We start from the raw sequence: 1,700 nt of genomic DNA on the forward strand, positions 1-1,700 counted from the left end.
GCCCTCCCCCAGCCCGAGGGCGCGGCGCAGGCCGGGGACGGCGCCGAACTCACCGCCCCACACCTGCGAGGCCCGCAGGATGGCGAGCACCAGGTTCACCCGCGCCTCGCCCTCCGGCGCCTGACCCAGCACGTGCAGGCCGTCGCGGATCTGGACGTCCTTGATCTCGCAGAGCCACCCGTCGACGTGGAGTAGGAAGTCGTCGAACTCCTCGTCCCCGGGCTGCTGCTCCAGGCCGAGGTCCTCGTGCATGTGCGCGGACCGCATGAGGGTCCAGATCTGCGCGCGGATGGCCGGCAGCTTGGCCGGGTCCATGGACGCGATGTTGCCGTACTCGTCCAGCAGCTGCTCGAGGCGGGCGATGTCGCCGTAGGACTCGGCGCGGGCCATCGGCGGCACCAGGTGGTCGACGATCGTGGCGTGGGCGCGGCGCTTGGCCTGGGCGCCCTCCCCGGGGTCGTTGACCAGGAACGGGTAGATCAACGGCATGTCGGCGATCGCCGCGTCGGTCGCGCATGACGCCGACAGCGCGGCGTTCTTGCCCGGCAGCCACTCCAGGGAACCGTGCTTGCCGATGTGGACCAGCGCGTGGGCGCCGAAACCCCGGGCGAGCCACCGATAGGCGGCCAGGTAGTGGTGCGAGGGCGCCAGTTCGGGATCGTGGTAGATCGCCACCGGGTTCTCACCGAACCCGCGGGGCGGCTGGATCAAGAGGACGACATTGCCGGCCTGGATGGTGGCCAGGACGATCTCGCCGGCGTCGTTGACGAACAACTGACCGGGCGCCTGCCCCCAGGCCTCGACCATCTCCGAGCGCAGCGACTCGGGAAGGTCCGCCGTCCACGTGAGGTAGTCGTCGGTGGAGATCCGCACGTGACTGTCGGTGAGCTGTGCGTTCGTCAGCCACTCCTCGTCCTGTCCGCCCGCGGCGATCAGCGCGTGGATCAGGGCGTCACCGGCGGCGGTGTCGTCGGCGTAGGTGCTGTCGGTGCCACTGTCGGCGACGTCGAGGAACCGGGCGATCGGGCTGTCGTCGGGGCCCAGGTCGTAACCCTCGTCGCGCATACGGCGCAGCAGTCGGATGGTTGAGACGGGGGTGTCCAGCCCCACCGCGTTGCCGATCCGGGAGTGCTTGGTCGGATAGGCCGAGAGCACCAGGGCGATCCTGCGCTCGGTCGCGGGCACATGACGCAGCCGGGCGTGCGAGACCGCGATCCCCGCGACACGGGCGCAGCGTTCGGGGTCGGCCACGTACCGGGGCAGTCCGTCGGCGTCGATCTCCTTGAAGGAGAACGGCGCGGTGATGATCCGGCCGTCGAACTCGGGGATCGCGATCTGGTTGGCCGAGTCCAGCGGGTTGACGCCGTCGTCCGAGGCCTCCCAGTCCTCCCGACTCCACGTCAGGCACAACCCCTGGAGCACCGGGATGTCGAGCGCGGCGATCCGTTCGACGTCCCACGTCTCGTCCTCGCCGCCCGCGCTCACCGCCCCGGGCGTGGTCCCGCCGGCGGCCAGGACCGTGACGATCAGCGCGTCGAGCGTCCCGAGCGCGGCGAACAGCTCGTCGGGGGCCGAGCGGAGGGACCCGGCGAACACGGGCACGCCCACGGCATGCCCGGTGGCGTCGATCGCGTCGGCGAGCGAGTGGGCGAACCCGGAGTTCCCACTCACCTCGTGGGCCCGGTAGTAGAGCACTCCCA

The 1,700-nt window shown here is 71.1% G+C and carries 1 protein-coding gene; it reads right to left on the minus strand.

The window, feature by feature from the left end; genetic code table 11:
* Positions 1-1,700: cobaltochelatase subunit CobN (locus G6020_RS12165; protein WP_182610811.1), on the minus strand; the 1,700-nt coding region annotated here is incomplete at both ends.

The organism is Dietzia sp. B19, from assembly GCF_014145155.1.
Lineage (GTDB): Bacteria > Actinomycetota > Actinomycetes > Mycobacteriales > Mycobacteriaceae > Dietzia > Dietzia natronolimnaea.